At 63.8% G+C, this 15,680-nt stretch carries 17 protein-coding genes; 10 read left to right on the top strand and 7 right to left on the bottom strand.

Annotated elements, in window-relative coordinates; all coding sequences use genetic code 11:
- Window positions 1–71 precede the first annotated feature (71 nt).
- Window positions 72–980, bottom strand: a complete 909-nt coding sequence (locus RHPLAN_RS30110; protein WP_068026223.1) for a LysR family transcriptional regulator — start codon at window positions 978–980, stop codon at window positions 72–74.
- Window positions 981–1,091: 111 nt separating this feature from the next.
- On the bottom strand, window positions 1,092–1,418 hold the full coding sequence (locus RHPLAN_RS40275) for a hypothetical protein (protein WP_198164563.1): 327 nt from the start codon (window positions 1,416–1,418) through the stop codon (window positions 1,092–1,094).
- Between RHPLAN_RS40275 and RHPLAN_RS30105 the strand changes: the two genes are divergently transcribed.
- From RHPLAN_RS30105 to RHPLAN_RS30075, 7 genes are all read left to right on the top strand, one after another.
- A complete protein-coding gene (locus RHPLAN_RS30105) occupies window positions 1,405–2,268 on the top strand; it encodes an ABC transporter permease (RefSeq protein ID WP_068026221.1) in 864 nt (287 codons plus the stop codon). The two genes, RHPLAN_RS40275 and RHPLAN_RS30105, sit on opposite strands and share 14 nt — an antisense overlap.
- Window positions 2,269–2,270: 2 nt before the next feature.
- Window positions 2,271–3,092 carry an ABC transporter permease gene (locus RHPLAN_RS30100; protein WP_068026218.1) on the top strand — a complete coding sequence of 274 codons (822 nt, stop codon included), beginning with the start codon at window positions 2,271–2,273 and terminating at the stop codon, window positions 3,090–3,092.
- Window positions 3,093–3,112: 20 nt separating this feature from the next.
- Window positions 3,113–4,201 carry an ABC transporter substrate-binding protein gene (locus RHPLAN_RS30095; RefSeq protein ID WP_084245891.1) on the top strand — a complete coding sequence of 363 codons (1,089 nt, stop codon included), beginning with the start codon at window positions 3,113–3,115 and terminating at the stop codon, window positions 4,199–4,201.
- A gap of 6 nt (window positions 4,202–4,207) precedes the next feature.
- A complete protein-coding gene (locus RHPLAN_RS30090) occupies window positions 4,208–5,317 on the top strand; it encodes an ABC transporter ATP-binding protein (protein ID WP_084245889.1) in 1,110 nt (369 codons plus the stop codon).
- A 36-nt stretch (window positions 5,318–5,353) separates the two neighbouring features.
- Window positions 5,354–5,968, top strand: a complete 615-nt coding sequence (locus RHPLAN_RS30085) for an RraA family protein (protein WP_068026210.1) — start codon at window positions 5,354–5,356, stop codon at window positions 5,966–5,968.
- Between the two features lie 44 nt (window positions 5,969–6,012).
- Window positions 6,013–6,879, top strand: a complete 867-nt coding sequence (locus RHPLAN_RS30080; RefSeq protein ID WP_068026207.1) for an SDR family oxidoreductase — start codon at window positions 6,013–6,015, stop codon at window positions 6,877–6,879.
- Window positions 6,880–6,957: 78 nt separating this feature from the next.
- Window positions 6,958–7,959 (top strand): Bug family tripartite tricarboxylate transporter substrate binding protein, encoded by a 1,002-nt coding sequence (locus tag RHPLAN_RS30075; protein WP_068026205.1) that lies wholly within the window; start codon window positions 6,958–6,960, stop codon window positions 7,957–7,959.
- A 53-nt stretch (window positions 7,960–8,012) separates the two neighbouring features.
- On the opposite strand, the gene RHPLAN_RS30070 is transcribed toward RHPLAN_RS30075, so the two are convergent.
- From RHPLAN_RS30070 to RHPLAN_RS30055, 4 genes are read right to left on the bottom strand one after another with little or no spacing between them, the layout of a single operon-like run.
- Complete coding sequence (locus tag RHPLAN_RS30070) at window positions 8,013–8,891, bottom strand: alpha/beta fold hydrolase (protein WP_068026203.1); 879 nt, start codon at window positions 8,889–8,891, stop codon at window positions 8,013–8,015.
- A gap of 32 nt (window positions 8,892–8,923) precedes the next feature.
- Entirely contained in the window at window positions 8,924–9,703 is a 780-nt protein-coding gene (locus RHPLAN_RS30065) for a short-chain dehydrogenase/reductase (protein ID WP_068026200.1), read from the bottom strand.
- 7 nt (window positions 9,704–9,710) lie between these two features.
- Entirely contained in the window at window positions 9,711–10,901 is a 1,191-nt protein-coding gene (locus RHPLAN_RS30060) for a CaiB/BaiF CoA transferase family protein (protein ID WP_068026198.1), read from the bottom strand.
- Window positions 10,901–12,214, bottom strand: a complete 1,314-nt coding sequence (locus tag RHPLAN_RS30055; protein WP_068026195.1) for an amidase — start codon at window positions 12,212–12,214, stop codon at window positions 10,901–10,903. Before RHPLAN_RS30055 ends, RHPLAN_RS30060 begins: the two co-directional genes overlap by 1 nt.
- A 294-nt stretch (window positions 12,215–12,508) precedes the next feature.
- Between RHPLAN_RS30055 and RHPLAN_RS30050 the strand changes: the two genes are divergently transcribed.
- Window positions 12,509–13,702, top strand: coding sequence for a cobalamin-independent methionine synthase II family protein (locus RHPLAN_RS30050; RefSeq protein WP_068026192.1), 1,194 nt, complete (start codon window positions 12,509–12,511; stop codon window positions 13,700–13,702).
- A gap of 36 nt (window positions 13,703–13,738) precedes the next feature.
- On the top strand, window positions 13,739–14,140 hold the full coding sequence (locus RHPLAN_RS30045; RefSeq protein ID WP_198164562.1) for a cupin domain-containing protein: 402 nt from the start codon (window positions 13,739–13,741) through the stop codon (window positions 14,138–14,140).
- A gap of 19 nt (window positions 14,141–14,159) precedes the next feature.
- Here the strand turns inward: RHPLAN_RS30045 and RHPLAN_RS30040 are convergent, their stop codons facing one another.
- Entirely contained in the window at window positions 14,160–14,396 is a 237-nt protein-coding gene (locus tag RHPLAN_RS30040) for a hypothetical protein (RefSeq protein WP_157100582.1), read from the bottom strand.
- 129 nt (window positions 14,397–14,525) lie between these two features.
- Between RHPLAN_RS30040 and RHPLAN_RS30035 the strand changes: the two genes are divergently transcribed.
- Window positions 14,526–15,590 carry a succinate dehydrogenase/fumarate reductase transmembrane subunit gene (locus RHPLAN_RS30035; RefSeq protein ID WP_237179942.1) on the top strand — a complete coding sequence of 355 codons (1,065 nt, stop codon included), beginning with the start codon at window positions 14,526–14,528 and terminating at the stop codon, window positions 15,588–15,590.
- Window positions 15,591–15,680 lie beyond the last annotated feature (90 nt).

Here is a 15,680-nt window from a genome sequence, read left to right as displayed (position 1 = left end):
CCAATAACTTCGATTCCGATATCCAAAAATGCGAAATCTGGAATGGGGGCAATGGGGGCAGACGGCCCGTCTCAGCCCTGGCTTGCCCCCACGGTGCTCGCCGTCAGGTGATCGATCAGGCGGCGGCACGGCGCATCGAGAATCTCTCCCATGCGGTAACAGATCGCGAACTGCCGTTGGGCCCACGGCTCGGCGAGCTTGACGAGCTTGAGCCCGAAGCCCTCGGTCATGGGCCTGGCTGCCTTGCTCGGCATGATGCCGACCCCGAGGCCTTGCCCGATCAGCAGCGACATGACCTCGAACGAACGCACCTGCATGCGCAGCCGCATCAGGTGGCCGCGTTCACGCGCACGATCGGACACCAGCCGGTGAACCGCCGTGCCATTTTCCAGCGAAACGAAATCCTCGCCGACCAGATCTTCGAACGTCAGTTCCCGGCGCTTCGTCAATGGGTGTTTTTTTGGCAAGGCCACCACGAGCTCATCGCCGTTATAGTCGATCAGCATCAGTCCGGCCGTCTCGACTCCACGGACGATCAATCCAAGATCGGCCTGTTTGTGGCGCACCGCTTCGATGGTCGATGTGGTTGGCCGCTCTTCCAGGTCGATCTTGATGTCGGGATTTCCTTTCGCAAATGTCGAAAGGTCGTCGGCCAGGCATTGGACCAGAACCGAACTCGATGCGCAGACGCGCACGTAGCCGCGGGTGCCGCCCCGATGCTCTTCCATGCTGACCGAAAGCTTGTCGCCCAGCCTGAGCACGTCGCGGGCGTACCGCATCATCGTCAAGCCTGCGGCCGTCGGCTCGATGCCGTGCGGCCGCCGCACGACGAGCGGGCTTCCGGCCTCATGTTCCAGAAGCTGGATCCGCCGGCTGGCGGCCGATACCGCGATGTGATGCTGCTCCGCCGCCTTGCTGAGGCTGCGCAACTCGCATGCGGCAAGGAAAATCCTCAGGCTCTGGAGATCATGCGACAGCATGGTAAGCACAGCCCCCCAAAAGGTGCTCGAAGCTGGATCGGAAAGCGTCGGGTCATGGATGGGCCTTCTCTCTATGCGAAACGGCTGCCTGCCGGCGCGGGCGGGTGTCGATCAGTGTAGCGGTCGAAAAAATAGCAATAAACGCGCCAACTTGCGCAAATGCCATGCGGCTGCGGCAATACGGCCATTGCAATCTTTTCTAGGCAGGTTTCGAATATATCGAAATCGAATTTCTGAGGTTTCGGCTTGGTGCGCGACGTTGCGCGCTGAGATATTGCCAGATGCGGGCGTTGTTTTTGCGTGCGGGGACTGCCAAAGCTGGATGCATTGGCCGGCTTCTTGCACGGTGAACAGCCGCCTTGCGATGCGGCGAATTCTCTGCGGCAGGTTTGCCGACCCTGTGCCGGCGGCTTTGAAATTGACGATGCGCTCCGACAAAATCTCACTGCTGCTTCTTCTGCTGCCGGGGTTGCTGTGGCTGTTCGCCTTCGTGGTCATCCCCTTCGGCTTCGCGGGCGTGATGTCATTTTGGACGTCGGGGATGTTCGGCCTGAAGCCGGACTTCCAGTTCGGCAACTACGCGCTGATCCTCGGCAACCCGCTCTACGCGACGCTGATCCTGAAGACGCTGCGCGTTGCGCTGGTGGCGACGCTCCTGTCGCTCGCGATTTCCTATCCGATCGCCTACTTCCTCGCGTTCGCGTCGGGGCGGGCCAAGATCGTGCTGACGCTGCTCCTGTTCCTGCCGTTCTGGACGAGCTACGTGGTCCGCTCGTTCATCTGGCTTCCGATTCTCGGCACCAACGGTGCGATCAATCGCATTCTGCTTGCCACCGGCATCATCGATCAGCCGATCGGCGGCATGCTGTACAACGAGGGCGCGATCTATGTCGGCCTGGTTTACGTGTACACGCTGTTCATGACGCTGCCGATCTATCTCGCCATCGAGAAGATCGATCCCCGGCTGCTCGAAGCGGCCGCCGACCTCGGCGCCAAGCCGTTCTGGGTCTTTCTTCGCATCGTGCTGCCGCTGAGCTGGCCGGGCGTCGTGTCCGGTTGCGTCATGGTGTTCCTGCTGGCGATGAGCTCATACGTCACGCCGCAAATGCTGGGCGGGCCTTCCGGCATCATGGTGAGCGGCATGATTGCCGCGCAATTTCAGGCCAACAACAACTGGGCGTTGGGCGCCACGCTGGCGCTGGTGCTGTCGGCGATCACGTTCGCGATTCTGATCGTGGCCGGCCGCTGGGTCGGCATCCGTCAGATTTTCACGGCGGGGCGCGGATAGTCATGGCGCGATCGGCTCATGCCCTGTCGAGGACGTCGCGGATCGTGCTGTCGGTCTATGCGGCGGCGCTCTACGTCTTTCTCTACGGGCCGATCGTGATGATTGGCGTGCTGTCATTCAACGCCTCCCGGATCATCGGCTTTCCGTTCCGCGGTTTCACGGGCGAGTGGTACCTGAAAGTGCTGGAAAGCCGGCAATTCCTGTCGGCGCTGCTCAACAGCATCGGCGTCGGCCTCGTCGCGGCGGTCATCGCGACCGCGCTGGCGCTGACATTGGCGCTGGCGTTCCGCCGCGATTTTCCGCTGAAGGGCGTCGTCTTCAATCTGGTTCTGATGCCGATCGTCATGCCGGGAATTGTCGGTGGCATCGTGCTGCTCATGTTCTTCGGCTACCTGAACCTGGGCTTCTCGCTGTGGACCTCGGTGGTGGTCGCTCACGTCAACTGGGTTCTGCCGTTCGCCTTCCTGACGTTGTACCCGCGCATCCACGGCTTTGACGTCGCGCTGGAGGAGGCGGCGATGGACCTCGGCGCGACGCGTTTCGAGGTGCTGCGCTATGTGATGTTTCCGATCATTCGCCCGTCGATTGTGGCGACAGCGCTGTTCTCGTTCAGCCTGTCGTTCGACGAATTCATCCGCACGCTGTTCGTGACCGGATCGCAGCGTACAGTCCCGGTCATGTTCTGGACGCTGGTGATGGACGAACTCGTACCAGAACTGCCGGCGATGGCAGTGCTGATTATCCTGATTTCGGCAACCGTGGCGATGGTCGGGGCTGTTGCGGCAAGTCGCACCCGCCAGGCGCCTCAGACGACAGCCGGCTGACACTTCACGGAGACAATCCCATGACTTTTGATCGGCAAGGCAGGTGGACGCGGCGGATGGTGCTGGGGGCGGGGGCGGCTCTCGCCGGAACCAGCCTGCTGCGCGCACAGGACCGTTCGGTCATCGCGGTGATGCCTGGCGTCGCCATTCCCGATGATGCCAGGAAGATCCTCGAAGCGCAGACCGGCATCCGGATGGAGCAGGTGCCGTATCTGTCGCCGACGGATTCGGTCGCCAAGCTGTTCGCCCCGGGCGGCACCGCGCGGTACGACTTCATGGCGACGAACATGTACTTCGTCCGGGCGCCGCTGATGGGCGCAAAGGCCGGCGACGAGAAGATCCGCCCGTTCGACATGTCGAAGATCCCGAACGCCGCCGGAATGGTCGAGCTGTTCAAGCCGGAAATCCAGAGCCGCAACGGCAACGCCTACATGGTGCCTGTGTTCTGGGGCTACGATTCGCCGCTATTTCGGACCGACAAGATTCCGGCGGATGATCCGGCGACGAAGTCGTGGGGCATCCTGTTCGACGACAGATTCGCGGGCCACACTGCGCTGCGCGACGACGCCTATCAGGCGCTGCTGGTGGCGGCGCTGGCGCTGGGTCACAAGGACCCGCCGACCATGCCGGTGTCCGATCTTCGCGAGGTGCAGAAATTCCTGATCTCGAAAAAGCGCAACATCCGCGCGCTGTGGTCCAAGTTCGGCGAGGCCGTGAACCTGATGTCGAGCGGAGAGGTCTGGACCATGCACGGCTGGATGCCGATGCGCGCCGCGCTGGTCCGCGAGGGAATCCCGACGCTCAACGCCCGTCCGAAAGAGGGCATCCTGTTCTGGAATCATGCGGCGTTCATCCCGAAGGATACGCAGAAGGCCGAGCTTGCCCATGCGATCACCAACGCGATGCTGTCGGAGGAGTACGGCATCGCGCTGACGCGATCCTCGAACTATGGTCCGATGTCCGCCAAGGCATTGGCCACGTTCAACGACGACGAAAAGAAGCTTTTCGGGCTCGACGTGACCGGGCCGGACACCGCGCGCTTCACCGCCAATTTCCCCAATGACATGAACGCCTGGATCGAGGCGTGGGCGGGCTTCAAGTCGGCTTGATGCGAAATGAACGTTGAACGCACCGCCGAAACTGGAACGAATGTCGCCGTCAGCATCGCGGGCGTCTCCAAGGTCTATGACCGGGGAGGCGTCGCGGCGCTGAGCGACGTGTCGTTGACCATATTCCAGGGAGAGTTCTTCTCGCTGCTCGGACCAAGCGGCTGCGGCAAAACGTCGTTGCTGCGGATCATCGGCGGATTTGAGCAGTCGACATCCGGCCGCGTGATGATCGACGGAGTCGATGTCGGCGACACGGCGCCGTACGCGCGCAGCACCAACATGATCTTCCAGCATCTGGCGCTGTTTCCTCACATGACGGTGTTCGAGAACATCGCTTTCGGCCTTCGCCGCAAGAAGATGCCCAACAACGAGATTGCCGATCGCGTCCGCGGCGCGTTGGCGCTGGTGCGGCTAGCCGATTACGGCGAACGCATGCCGGATCAGTTGAGCGGCGGCCAGCGCCAGCGGGTTGCCATGGCGCGCGCCATGGTCAATGAGCCGTCAGTGCTGTTGCTCGACGAGCCACTGGCAGCGCTGGACCTTCAACTCCGAATCCAGATGCAGGAGGAACTCCGGCGTCTCCATAAGTCGACCGGCCGTACCTTCATCTACGTGACGCACGATCAAGGCGAAGCCATGAGCATGTCGGATCGCATTGGCGTAATGCATGGCGGCAGGTTGCAGCAGGTCGGTACTCCGGAGGACATCTACAACAGGCCTCGGACCCGTTTTGTTGCTTCCTTCATCGGTCACACAAACATGCTCGATGGTGTGGTGACGTCCATCGGCGACGAAGCTTTCGTGCGGATCGATTGCAAGGGTGTGGGCCTGATGGCGAAATCTCACGGAGCTTTGACCGTCGGCCAGCCGGTGACAGCGGCGTTCCGCTACGAGCGGCTCAAGGTGGCCCCGGCCGCCGATCCGAACGTGTTTGCCAGCGGCCGCGTCGTCGAGCGGATCTATCTCGGGCAGTCCATCCGGCTTGCCGTCGAGCTGACAAACGGTGCGGTCGTCACGGCCGATCTTCGAGAGGCGCCAGAGTTCTCGCCGGTCTCCGTGGGCGACAACGTATCTCTGGCGATACCACCGCAGAGTGTGGTCGCGCTGACCGAATGACGCCGGGCGCGCCGCAGATTCAAAGGAGCAGGATTTATGGTCGAACGGCCTGACGCGCTGACCGTCCTCAAATCCATGCCGGCCGCCACGCTCTGGGAAGCTGCCGGCAAGCGCGGCGATCTCTCGCCGCGCATCAAGCCGCTGTTCCCTGAGGCGCGGGTCGCGGGCCCCGCTTTCACGGTGAAGATGTTTCCGGGCGAGACCTTCGCCGTGGTCCGCGCGGTCAACGAGGCTCCGCCCGGCAGCGTGATCGTCATCGACGCCGGCGCCGCGGAGCGCGGCGCGACGTGGGGAGGCACCGTCACCTTCGAGGCGCGCCGCAAGGGCATCAATGGTGTTGTGAGCAACGGTACGGTCCGCGACCTGTCGGAGGTTCTGGAGCACAAGTTCCCGGTCTTTGCGATCGGCAGCAGCCTGGTCGCTGGACTGCGCGGACATTCCGGCTGGCTCAACATTCCGATCAGCATCGGCGAGGCCGTCGTGAATCCCGGCGATCTCGTGGTCGGAGATCAGGACGGCGTGGTCGTGGTTCCGGTGTCCGAATGGGAGGCTGTGGCGGAACGCGCGCTGGCCCGGCGCGAAGACGAATACGAACGCGAGCGCAGGCTGCTGCGCGGCGATCCGCTGCTGGATGTTCTGAAGATAGGCTGAACGGGCCGAGGCCGTTGTCGGCGCAACAAGTGCAGGGACTGAGAATGGACTTCAAGAAGCCGATTTTGGTGACGGGCGCGTCCGGCAAGACCGGGCGCCGGGTAGTCGCGGCGCTGGCGAAGAAGGGCGGCGTGGTGCGCGCCTTCGTCCGCCGGCCCGAAGCGGAAGCGGAGTTGCGTCAGGCCGGAGCAGCCGACGTTGCAATGGGCGACCTCACGAACACCGACTCGCTCAAGCGCGCGCTGGAGGGGGCGGAGCAGGTGCTGCACATCTGTCCGCCGATGCATCCGCAAGAGGACACCATCGCGGCCACGATGATCGATCTGTGCGCCGGGATGGGGACGGGCCGCTTCGTGCTTTATTCCGTGCTGCATCCGCTGCTGTCGGACGTGCCGCATCACGACCGGAAGCTTTGCGCGGAGCGCCATCTGGTCGATTCCGGCGTGACCTACACGATCCTGCAGCCGGGCCGCTATATGCAGCATCTCGTGCCGATCTGGAAATCGGTGCTGGCCACCGGCGTGCACAACATGCCGTTCAGCACCACGGCGCGGTTCAGCGTGGTAGACCTCGCCGATCTCGCCGATGTGTGCGCGCGAGTCATGCTGGAGCCGGGGCATGAACACGCGACCTATCAACTGGCCGGCCCGGATGCGTTGAGCCAGGACGACATGGCGCGCATCCTGTCCGGGCTGGTCGGCAAGCCGATCCGGGCGGAAGCAAAGCCGCCGCAGCAGATGCGTGCTGAAGCTGAAGCCGCGAAGGTTCCCGCCGAGCGCATCCAGACCATGCTGGCGATGAACGCTCACTACGACGGGCATGGCCTGATGGGAAATTCGAATGTGCTGCGTTGGCTGCTCGGTCGATCGCCGAATGATTTCGCCACATTCGTCCGGCGCGAGCTTCTTTGAGCAACACCGCGAGCAAGTTGGCGCTGATTTTGCTTTCCAGCGCGCATGGGCGGGCACGCCTCACAGGATGGAGTTTTGATGCTGACTGAGATCCAGACTTTCACGATGACGCCGCTGCGTAGCGCCGCGCTCGCCGGTGTGGCCTTCGCGCTGTTGGCGACGACCATTCCCGCCAAGGCCCAGGAGACCGACTGGCCGACACGCACTGTCACCGTCGTGGTTCCGTTCGCTGCCGGCGGCAACACCGACATCATGGCACGCGTCGCGAGCCAGAAGCTCGCCGAGGATTTGAAGCAGCCGTTCGTTGTCGAGAACCGCGCCGGCGCGGGTGGCGCGATCGCCGCCAACTACGTGCTGCAGGCTGCGCCCGACGGCTACACGATATTCTTTGCGGCCGCGCCTCAGATCGCAGTTCTGCCCCATGTGCAGAAGGTGAATTACGATCCGATCAAGGACTTCACGCCGGTCAGTGCCTTCGGTACCGGCCCGTTCATTCTGGCCATCAGCAGCGAGAATCCAGCCAAGACTGTTGCGGAGTTCGTGGCGTCCGCCAAAGGCAAAAAGCTCAACTACGCCTCCGGCGGCACCGGCAGCGTCAGCCATTTGTCGGGCGCATTGTTTGTCGCACGTTCGGGGATCGACTGCGCCCACATCCCCTATAAAGGCGGCGCGCCGGCGATGACGGCGCTGCTCGGCGGCCAGGTCGACATGTACTTCGGCAATGCCGCGGACATCATCCCGTTCGTCGACAGCGGCAAGGCCCGCATCATCGCGGTGGCTGCCGACAAGCGCATGAGCCAGCTTCCCGACGTGCCGACTGTGAGCGAGACCTATCCCGACTTTTCCCTGTCGTCGTGGAATGGATTCCTGGTGTCGTCCAAGACGCCGAAAGCCATCGTGGACAAGCTCGCCAAGTACGCTATTGCCGCAGCGAAGGACCCGGCAGTCGTCGACAAGCTGCACAAGCTCGGTGTCGAAGCGAACGGCACGACTCCGGCCGAGATCGCGGCGCAGATTGCGCGTGAGCAACCGCAATTCGATCTGGCCATCAAGGCGGCCGATCTGAAGCAGGCGCAATAGAGGTAAACCGGAAGCGCAGGCGGCTGTTGCCGCCTGCGCTTTTTTATGCGGGGCTATTTTCCGAGGATGGCCGTCGCCATCGCGCGCGGGTCGCGCTTGGGCCAGCGGCCGGCGTCCACGGAATGCAGGAAATCCGAGACGTGCTGATTGAAGGCGGCGGGCTCTTCCAGATTCATCGTGTGTCCGGTGTTCGGCATCACCACCAGCGCTGACGTTGGGATTGTCCGCTTCATCAGAATGCCCGGCTCGAGGCACGGCCAGTCCTCGTCGCCGGTCACGATCAGCGTCGGAGCGGTGATCGTTTTCATCTGCTCCACGAGTTCGAACAGGGACGGGCGCTGCGCCTGCACGCCGCGCATGGTCAGTGCCGACCCGCGCGTCGAGTTGGTCGCGAGCTGATCGGCAAATTCGCGCCAGCCGCGGGGATCCTTGTTCTGGAATTGAACGCGGGACGGCGCCGACGCGTAGCCTTCGGCAGCCTTGTCCATGCCGACCTGCTCGATGCGCTTGACGGTTTCCTCGATCTCGGCGGCAAACTGGGCGCGCTTGTCGGGCGAGGCACCGTATCCGCAGCCTGCGATCACGAGCGAGAGCACCCGTTCGGGGTAAGTGAAGCCGAAGTGCAGCGTGGCGAAGCCGCCCATTGACAGTCCGACGATGTGGGCCTTGTCGAACTTGAGCGCGTCCAGCACCGCCTTGATGTCATCGCGGGCCCGCTCCTGGGAGTATTTCTTGACGTCGTCGGGAACGTCGGACGGCGTGTAGCCGCGCGCGTTGAAAGCGATGCAGCGATAGCGCCGGCAGAAGTAGCGGATCTGCTGCTCCCACGACCGGCTGTCGCCGGCGTATTCGTGAACGAACACGATCGGGGTGCCCGAGCCGACGTCCTCATAGTGCAGTTTCACGCCGTCGTCGGTGGTCAGGAAAGGCATCCGTTTTTCTCCACAAAGTCTGAGTTTGAGCGTCAGAGGCCGGCGCGCGATGACACGCCGGCATCGAGCGTGATCACGGCGCCGCTGGTGTAGCTGGAGCGCGGCGAGACGAGAAACGCCACCATGGCGGCGATCTCCTCGGGCTTGCCGACGCGGCCGCCCGGCACATTGGCAAAAAGCTCCGGCCAGCGCGCAGCGTCGCCGAATTTTTCCTGAGCCCGCTTCTCGACAAGGCCGATCAGCCGGCCGGTCGCGACCGGGCCGGGGCTGACGCCGACGACGCGGATGCCGTCCCGCAGGCTGCGGCTGCCGAGTGACTCGGTGAATGCGGTCAGGCCCGCATTGGCCGTGACTCCGCAGATGTAATCGGGATCGCGCGTCTGCGCGCCGTTGCCGATCACGTTGGCGATGACGCCGCCGCCGCGGGCCTTCATCGACGCGTAGAATGCCCGCGTCATGTTGATGGTGCCGAACACCTTCAGGTCCCAGGCCGTACGCCACTTCGCTTCATCGACATCGTTCAGCGCGCCGCCCGGAATGGCCCCGGCGTTGTTGACGAGGATATCGATCTCGGGGAAGTCCTTGGACAAGCGGCCGACCGTCGCGCTGTCGGTAAGATCGGCGGCGACCGTGCGAACCGTAATGCCGGCCTGATTGCCAATGTCCGCTTTTGCCTTGGCAAGCTCGTCGGCATTGCGCGACGTCAAAACGACGTTGCAGCCTTCAGCGGCCAGCGCCTGGGCGACAGCCCGCCCGATGCCGCGAGAGCCGCCGGTGATCAGCGCTGTCTTGCCCTTGAGTTCCAGTTCCATCACATCCTCAGATGATTTTGCGTTCGCGCAGGCGCGCGATGTAGTCGGTGGAATAGCCGAATTCGTTCAGGATTTCGACGTTGTGCTCGCCGGCGTCCGGCACGCTGGAAACGACGCTCGCGGGCGTTCGTGACATCACGATGGGCTGTCCGACCACCCGGACATCGCCGCGCTCGCGGTCCTTGAGCGGCACCGCGACGCCGAGATGCTCGACCTGCGGGTCCGAGAACACCTGGTCCACTTTATAGATCGGACCGGCCGGAACGGCCGCCGCCTCGAAGCGGGCGAGCCAGTCCGCCGACGTGCGCGTCTTGAAGATCGGCTCGAGCAGGGCCTTGATCTCGTCCTTGTGGCGCGTCCGGTCCGTGCCCTTGGCATACTTGGCGACCTCGATGAGATCGGGCCGTTCGATGCTCTGGCAGAATGAGCGCCACTGACTGTCGCCGCCGACGCCAATGTTGATGTAGCCATCGGCCGTGGTCACGACGCCCATCGGCACGGTGGTCGGATGGTCGTTGCCGGCCTGCGGCGGGACCTGATGATCGACCAGGAAGCGCGCGGCCTGGAAATCCATCATCGCGATTTGCGATTGCAGCAGCGAAGTCTGCACCCATTGCCCCATGCCGGACTTCTCGCGCTCCGCGAGCGCGATCAGGATACCGGTGGCCGCGAAAATTCCGGATGTGGAATCGGCAACGGCAATGCCTGCGCGCATCGGCGGCGTGCCCGGTTCTCCGGTCACGCCCATCAGGCCGCCCATGCCCTGCGCGATCTGGTCGAAGCCTGGGCGCGTCTTGTAGGGACCGGTCTGGCCGAAGCCGGAGATCGACGCCAGGATGATCCGCGGATTGACCGCCTTCAGCGACTCGTAGTCCAGCCCCATCCGGTCTTTCACGTCGGGCCGGAAATTCTCGACGACCACGTCGGACGTCGCCAGCATCCGCATGAACACCTCGCGGCCTTCAGGCGCCTTCAGGTTCAAGGTGATGGAGCGCTTGTTGCGGTGCAGGTTGACCATGTCATAGCCGTGCCGCGCGCCGCTGATCCCTTCATTGGGATCGAGCCCCGGAGGGGCGTCGATCTTGATCACATCGGCGCCGAAGTCCGCGAGAATGCGGCAGCACGTGGGGCCGGCGCGCACCCGCGTCAGATCCAGGACGCGCAAATGATCGAGCGCCGTGCTTGCTGTGATTTTCATCAGCTCAACTCCCGTGCAGGGTACAGGTCGGCGACCGCGGCCGGCACGCGGCCATGCCAATCGCTGTGGTTCTGCATGTCTTGAGTCAATTCAAGAAGCGCGAAATCTGCATTGCGTCGGCCGATGACCTGGATGCCGACCGGCATGCCCTGCGGATCGAAGCCGACCGGCATCGCGACGGAAGGGAAGCCGAGCAGATTGACGAAGCGGGTGAAGCGGCTCAGCGCGTAAAGAATCCGGCCTGAGAAGCTTTCGCTCTTCGGATCGCACTGGTCGGCGGTCGGCGTGGCGATGGCCATGACCGGTGCGATCACGGCGTCGAAGCCGGCCATCACCTGACTCTCGAACGCGTCGATTAACGATGCCCGGCGGGCGACATGTTCGGCCAGCGCCTCGTCGCTGATCTCGAGGCCCTTGGCGAGCCGCCGGCGCAAGTTCGGCTCGATGCTTTCATCATCGATATAGTGTCGATGGGCGCGGGCGCTTTCGGCGAACAGGATCGTCAGCGTGACCTTGTCGATGGTCTCGATGGCCGGCAGGGCATCGACATGGCCCAGCGAGCACCCGCGGCCCGATAGCAGATAGCCGAAATCGGCCGCGCCCTGACGAACGGCCGACGCGCATTCCTCGAACGCATCGCGCAACAAGGCCACGCGCCGGATCGGGGATGTTTGCGGGAGCGAGGTCATGGCTCGTGCCGCGGGCAGGAGTTCGGCTGCGCCTCGCGCAAGCAGCCCGATGGTGTCGAGCGTCGGCGCGAGCGGCATGGCACCTGCCGTCGGCACCAGACCATAGGTCGGTTTCCACGCGGTCACGCCACAACAACAGGCCGGGATGCGGAGCGAGCCGCCGGTGTCGGAGCCGACCGCAACCGCGACGGCGCCGCTCGCGACGGCCGCGGCCGAGCCGGACGACGATCCGCCCGAGATGTAGTCCAGGTTCCAGGGGTTCTTGACCCGTCCGTGCACGGCATTGAGGCCGGACGGCTCGCTGGCCAGTTCGGTCATGCCTGTGAAGCCCACGAGGCTCGCACCGGCCTGGTCGAACTGGGCTGTGAGCGCGCTCGTGCCGGTGATCGCGAGTCCGCCGCCGTCGGCGAGCCCACCGGTTGGACGGCGATCCGCGGTGCGAAACATGTCCTTGATTGCGTAGGGCAGACCGCGAAGGGGCCCCGTGTGAACGCCGGCTGGCGGCTCGATCTGCAAAAAGGCGTTGAGCCTGAGGTTGATCGCGCGTGCCCACTCGCGGGACGCAGCATGCCAGTGTTGCCGGGCGTCGTCGTCGAGATCAAACCAGTCTTTAAATCGGTGCATCAGCGCGACTGAACCATCGATAAGTTCAACAACTAGCTGACTGCGAAGGGGCCAAGCAAGGCCGCGCCTTCCTCAAGTGCGGCAGGCTGCTTTCTGAAGACTCGAAATCGGCCTCGGCTCGAAGTGGCGCTCCGTCCGGCCCGCGCCCGGGTGGGCAGACGAAGAGCGAATCCCGGATTGACGCAATTTCGCCGGGCTTGAATGACACTAGAATCTTGAGCCGATGTCGCCTGGGTCTGGACATTCGTCCCGGAATGCAAGCCGCGGCATGCGTGAAATCGAGGTTCGTTTGTCATGTCCATATCGACAGATCTGAATGCACTTCGCGTTGACCAGGTCGGCAGCCTGGTCGTGCCGGCGAGCGTGGTGGAATCATCGGAGCTTCACCTCCGCGGAAAACTGTCGGCGGGCGAGCTTCGCGCGATCGAGGACAAGGCGATCGCGGACGTCATCCGCAAGCAAGAGCAGATCGGCATGCCGATCGTGACCGACGGCGAATTCCGGCGACGCAACTTCCAGGACAGTTTCGGCACCGCGGTCTCGGGCTATGACACGCCGCCTGTCACCGGCAAGGACTTCCGCGATTCGAAGGAGTGGCGCGATCCCAACAATCCCGGCCATCGCACCGAGCCCAACTACGAAGCCTCGGGGCCCGCGATCACCACCCGGCGTGCCGCGGTCGAACGCTTGAAGTTGAAGAAGAACGTCGTGCTCGAAGAGTACAAGGCCGCCGCGGCCATGGCGCAGCGGCCGGTCAAGGTGTCGCTGATCGGACCCGACCGCATCGCGCAGCGTTTCGCCTGGGAAAAGTCACAGGCCGTCTACAAGGACATCGACGAATTCGTGTCGGATGTGGTGGCGATCCAGCGCCAGATGATCCGCGAACTGGTGGAGGCGGGCTGCCGCTATGTGCACATCGATGCGCCTGGCTTCACGGCCTACGTCGACAAGGTTTCGCTCGAGCGCATGCGCGCGCGTGGCGAGGATCCGGACAAGAATCTCGATCGCGCGATTGCTGCCGAAAACGCAGTGATCGAGGGCTTTCCCGGCGTCACGTTCGGGCTGCATGTGTGCCGGGGCAATCCGCGCGGTGTCGACGCGCAAGGCAAGGTGCAGGCGCAATGGCATCGCGAAGGCCGCTACGACAGCATCGCCGAAAGGCTTTTCAGCGGACTGAAGCACCATCGGTTGCTGTTGGAATACGACACCGATCGGGCCGGCACGTTCGAGCCGCTTCGCTTCGTGCGAAAGGGCACCATCGTTGTGCTGGGCGTGGTGACGACCAAGTCGGAAGAGATCGAATCCGTCGACGCGATGCAGCGCCGCGTCGAAGCCGCTTCCAAGTATCTGCCCGTCGAGCAACTGGCCGTCAGCCCGCAATGCGGCTTTTCCAGCGGCGTCGGCATGCCGCAACTGCCGGAAGCGGTTGAGTGGAAGAAATTCGAGGTTCTGCTGCGCACCGCCGAGGCGGTCTGGGGGCACGCCTAGCGCTCGATCAAAAAACAGAACGAGAGGAGACGTCCAATGAGAGCCCTTCAATGCACCGCGGCCCTTGTGGCCGCCTTCTGCACCGCTCTGGCGCCGACCGCCGTCTTCGCGCAGGACCCACCCGGGCGGCACGAAATCCGCCGGCTCGATGTACCCGGTGCGCCCAACAAGCAGATCGTCGTCGAACTCAACGAGTTCAAGCCGGGCGATGGGCTGGACCGTCATTCCCATCCAGGCATCGAGCAGGGCTATGTCATTCAGGGCGCGATGGTGCAGCAGCCGGGCAAAGAGCCGACGATGTTTGCCACCGGCTCTCTGCTCTCGAACATGCCCGACGTCGTGCACGGCGGCTTCAAGGTCGTTGGCGACACGTCGTTGAAGGCGTTCTCGGTTTACGTGGTCGACCGCGACAAACCGCTTTACGACTGGGCGAAGTAGTCTCCGGCTTCCGCGGCAGCTACCGATAGTGCGTCTGGAGATCCCGCCTGATCTGGAACCGGATGTTCGGATCGGGGTCGTTTCCGAGATAGTCCTGGCCGTTGTAGATCGGTCGCGGATACGCGCGGGCATAGTGAGCGTGCGCCCGGTAACCGTCGTGATGATGACGGTGCCGCAGTTGCGCGGCATCCGCTGCCGTGAGGGAGAAGATCATGCCCGCGGCAGCGATGAGAACCAAGGTTGTTCGTTTCGTCACGGAAGGCTCCTTTACCTATTCGAATCCCTCGGCGGTAGAATGTTCCCGATGTGAGATGGCCTGACCTGGGGAACAGAATTTCAACGCAGCCTGATGGAATATTGCGAGGCGCGGCGTGATCCAGATCACATGCCGCCGGCGACCACAGTTTCCATCACGCATGATCCGTTCGATGCGCTGCGGCGCAAGCTCATCGGCCTCTGCCCGGCAGCGGCCGCGATCGGCTATCCGTTCCTGCTGCAAGCCTTCCATGCCGCGGTATCGCCATCCGGCGGTTCGTTGTCCGGCGTGCGCATCGCAGGCGCCGCGATCCTGCTCGCGCTGGCGTTTGCGGCGCCATTGTCGGGGTTGGTGTCAGCCGTTTGGTGGACGGCGGCCACGCAACCGTCGCAATCGGATCTGAGGGCGCGACGGCTCGCTTATGCCGCCATCGCCGTGCCGCCGCTGTTCGTCTTCGTCGGTGTGCTGCGCGGTTACGCGGTGAACCTGCTGGGCCTTCCGGTCTCCGATATCGTCGTCTGGATCGCGATCTGGCTTCTGGCGGGCGCTGCTGTCTGGTCCGGTGGCGATCAGCCGGCGCTGGAGCGAACGACGCGCACGACCGGGACGTTGCGGGTGGCGCATGGCGTCTCCGCTGTCTTGATCACCTTCTATGTGCTGTTTCATCTCAGCAATCATCTGTCGGGGCTCATCGGTCCCGAGACCCATGCGGCGATCATGAAGGCCGGCCGTGCGGTTTATCGCGCGCCGCTGAGCGAAACCGTGCTGGTGCTGGCGCTGCTGTTCCAGGCGGCAAGCGGCGTGCGGCTCGCCTGGCATTGGAGCAGCCTTCGCACCGACGCCTATCGCATTTTCCAGATCGGCTCCGGCGCCTATCTCGCGGCCTTCCTGCTGGCGCATCTGAATTCGGGGCTGATCGCCGCGCGTCACGTCTACAAGATCGAGACCGACTGGGCCTGGGCTGCCGGCATGCCGGACGGGCTCATTCACGGCGCCTGGAACATCCGCCTGCTGCCGCATTACGCGCTGGGGGTCTTTTTCATCCTGGCGCATCTCGCGTCCGGACTGCGCGGCGTCATGATCGCGCACGGCACGGAGGTCACGACCGCCAATCGGGTCTGGTCGGCGGGCCTGATCGGCGCCGCGCTGATTGCCACGGCAATCGTTTGCGCCTTGTGCGGCATGCGGATTTAGCGCCTCCCGACCGGCCGCCAGAAACGCCTCAAACGCGCGCGGAAACGAGCCGGCCAGGCTGCTTCGCGCGCAAAAACTGTATGTGTACAA

It is taken from the genome of Rhodoplanes sp. Z2-YC6860 (assembly GCF_001579845.1).
Lineage (GTDB): Bacteria > Pseudomonadota > Alphaproteobacteria > Rhizobiales > Xanthobacteraceae > Z2-YC6860.
This window is presented reverse-complemented; position numbering and strand designations above follow the sequence as displayed.

What these genes read in the sequence shown, in the direction of transcription:
- RHPLAN_RS30110 (WP_068026223.1), bottom strand. Translation starts at nt 980, where the DNA reads ATGCTGTCGCATGATCTCCAGAGCCTGAGGATTTTCCTTGCCGCATGC.
- RHPLAN_RS30105 (WP_068026221.1), top strand. Translation starts at nt 1,405, where the DNA reads ATGCGCTCCGACAAAATCTCACTGCTGCTTCTTCTGCTGCCGGGGTTG.
- RHPLAN_RS30100 (WP_068026218.1), top strand. Translation starts at nt 2,271, where the DNA reads ATGGCGCGATCGGCTCATGCCCTGTCGAGGACGTCGCGGATCGTGCTG.
- RHPLAN_RS30095 (WP_084245891.1), top strand. Translation starts at nt 3,113, where the DNA reads ATGACTTTTGATCGGCAAGGCAGGTGGACGCGGCGGATGGTGCTGGGG.
- RHPLAN_RS30090 (WP_084245889.1), top strand. Translation starts at nt 4,208, where the DNA reads ATGAACGTTGAACGCACCGCCGAAACTGGAACGAATGTCGCCGTCAGC.
- RHPLAN_RS30085 (WP_068026210.1), top strand. Translation starts at nt 5,354, where the DNA reads ATGGTCGAACGGCCTGACGCGCTGACCGTCCTCAAATCCATGCCGGCC.
- RHPLAN_RS30080 (WP_068026207.1), top strand. Translation starts at nt 6,013, where the DNA reads ATGGACTTCAAGAAGCCGATTTTGGTGACGGGCGCGTCCGGCAAGACC.
- RHPLAN_RS30075 (WP_068026205.1), top strand. Translation starts at nt 6,958, where the DNA reads ATGCTGACTGAGATCCAGACTTTCACGATGACGCCGCTGCGTAGCGCC.
- RHPLAN_RS30070 (WP_068026203.1), bottom strand. Translation starts at nt 8,891, where the DNA reads ATGCCTTTCCTGACCACCGACGACGGCGTGAAACTGCACTATGAGGAC.
- RHPLAN_RS30065 (WP_068026200.1), bottom strand. Translation starts at nt 9,703, where the DNA reads ATGGAACTGGAACTCAAGGGCAAGACAGCGCTGATCACCGGCGGCTCT.
- RHPLAN_RS30060 (WP_068026198.1), bottom strand. Translation starts at nt 10,901, where the DNA reads ATGAAAATCACAGCAAGCACGGCGCTCGATCATTTGCGCGTCCTGGAT.
- RHPLAN_RS30055 (WP_068026195.1), bottom strand. Translation starts at nt 12,214, where the DNA reads ATGCACCGATTTAAAGACTGGTTTGATCTCGACGACGACGCCCGGCAA.
- RHPLAN_RS30050 (WP_068026192.1), top strand. Translation starts at nt 12,509, where the DNA reads ATGTCCATATCGACAGATCTGAATGCACTTCGCGTTGACCAGGTCGGC.
- RHPLAN_RS30045 (WP_198164562.1), top strand. Translation starts at nt 13,739, where the DNA reads ATGAGAGCCCTTCAATGCACCGCGGCCCTTGTGGCCGCCTTCTGCACC.
- RHPLAN_RS30035 (WP_237179942.1), top strand. Translation starts at nt 14,526, where the DNA reads ATGCCGCCGGCGACCACAGTTTCCATCACGCATGATCCGTTCGATGCG.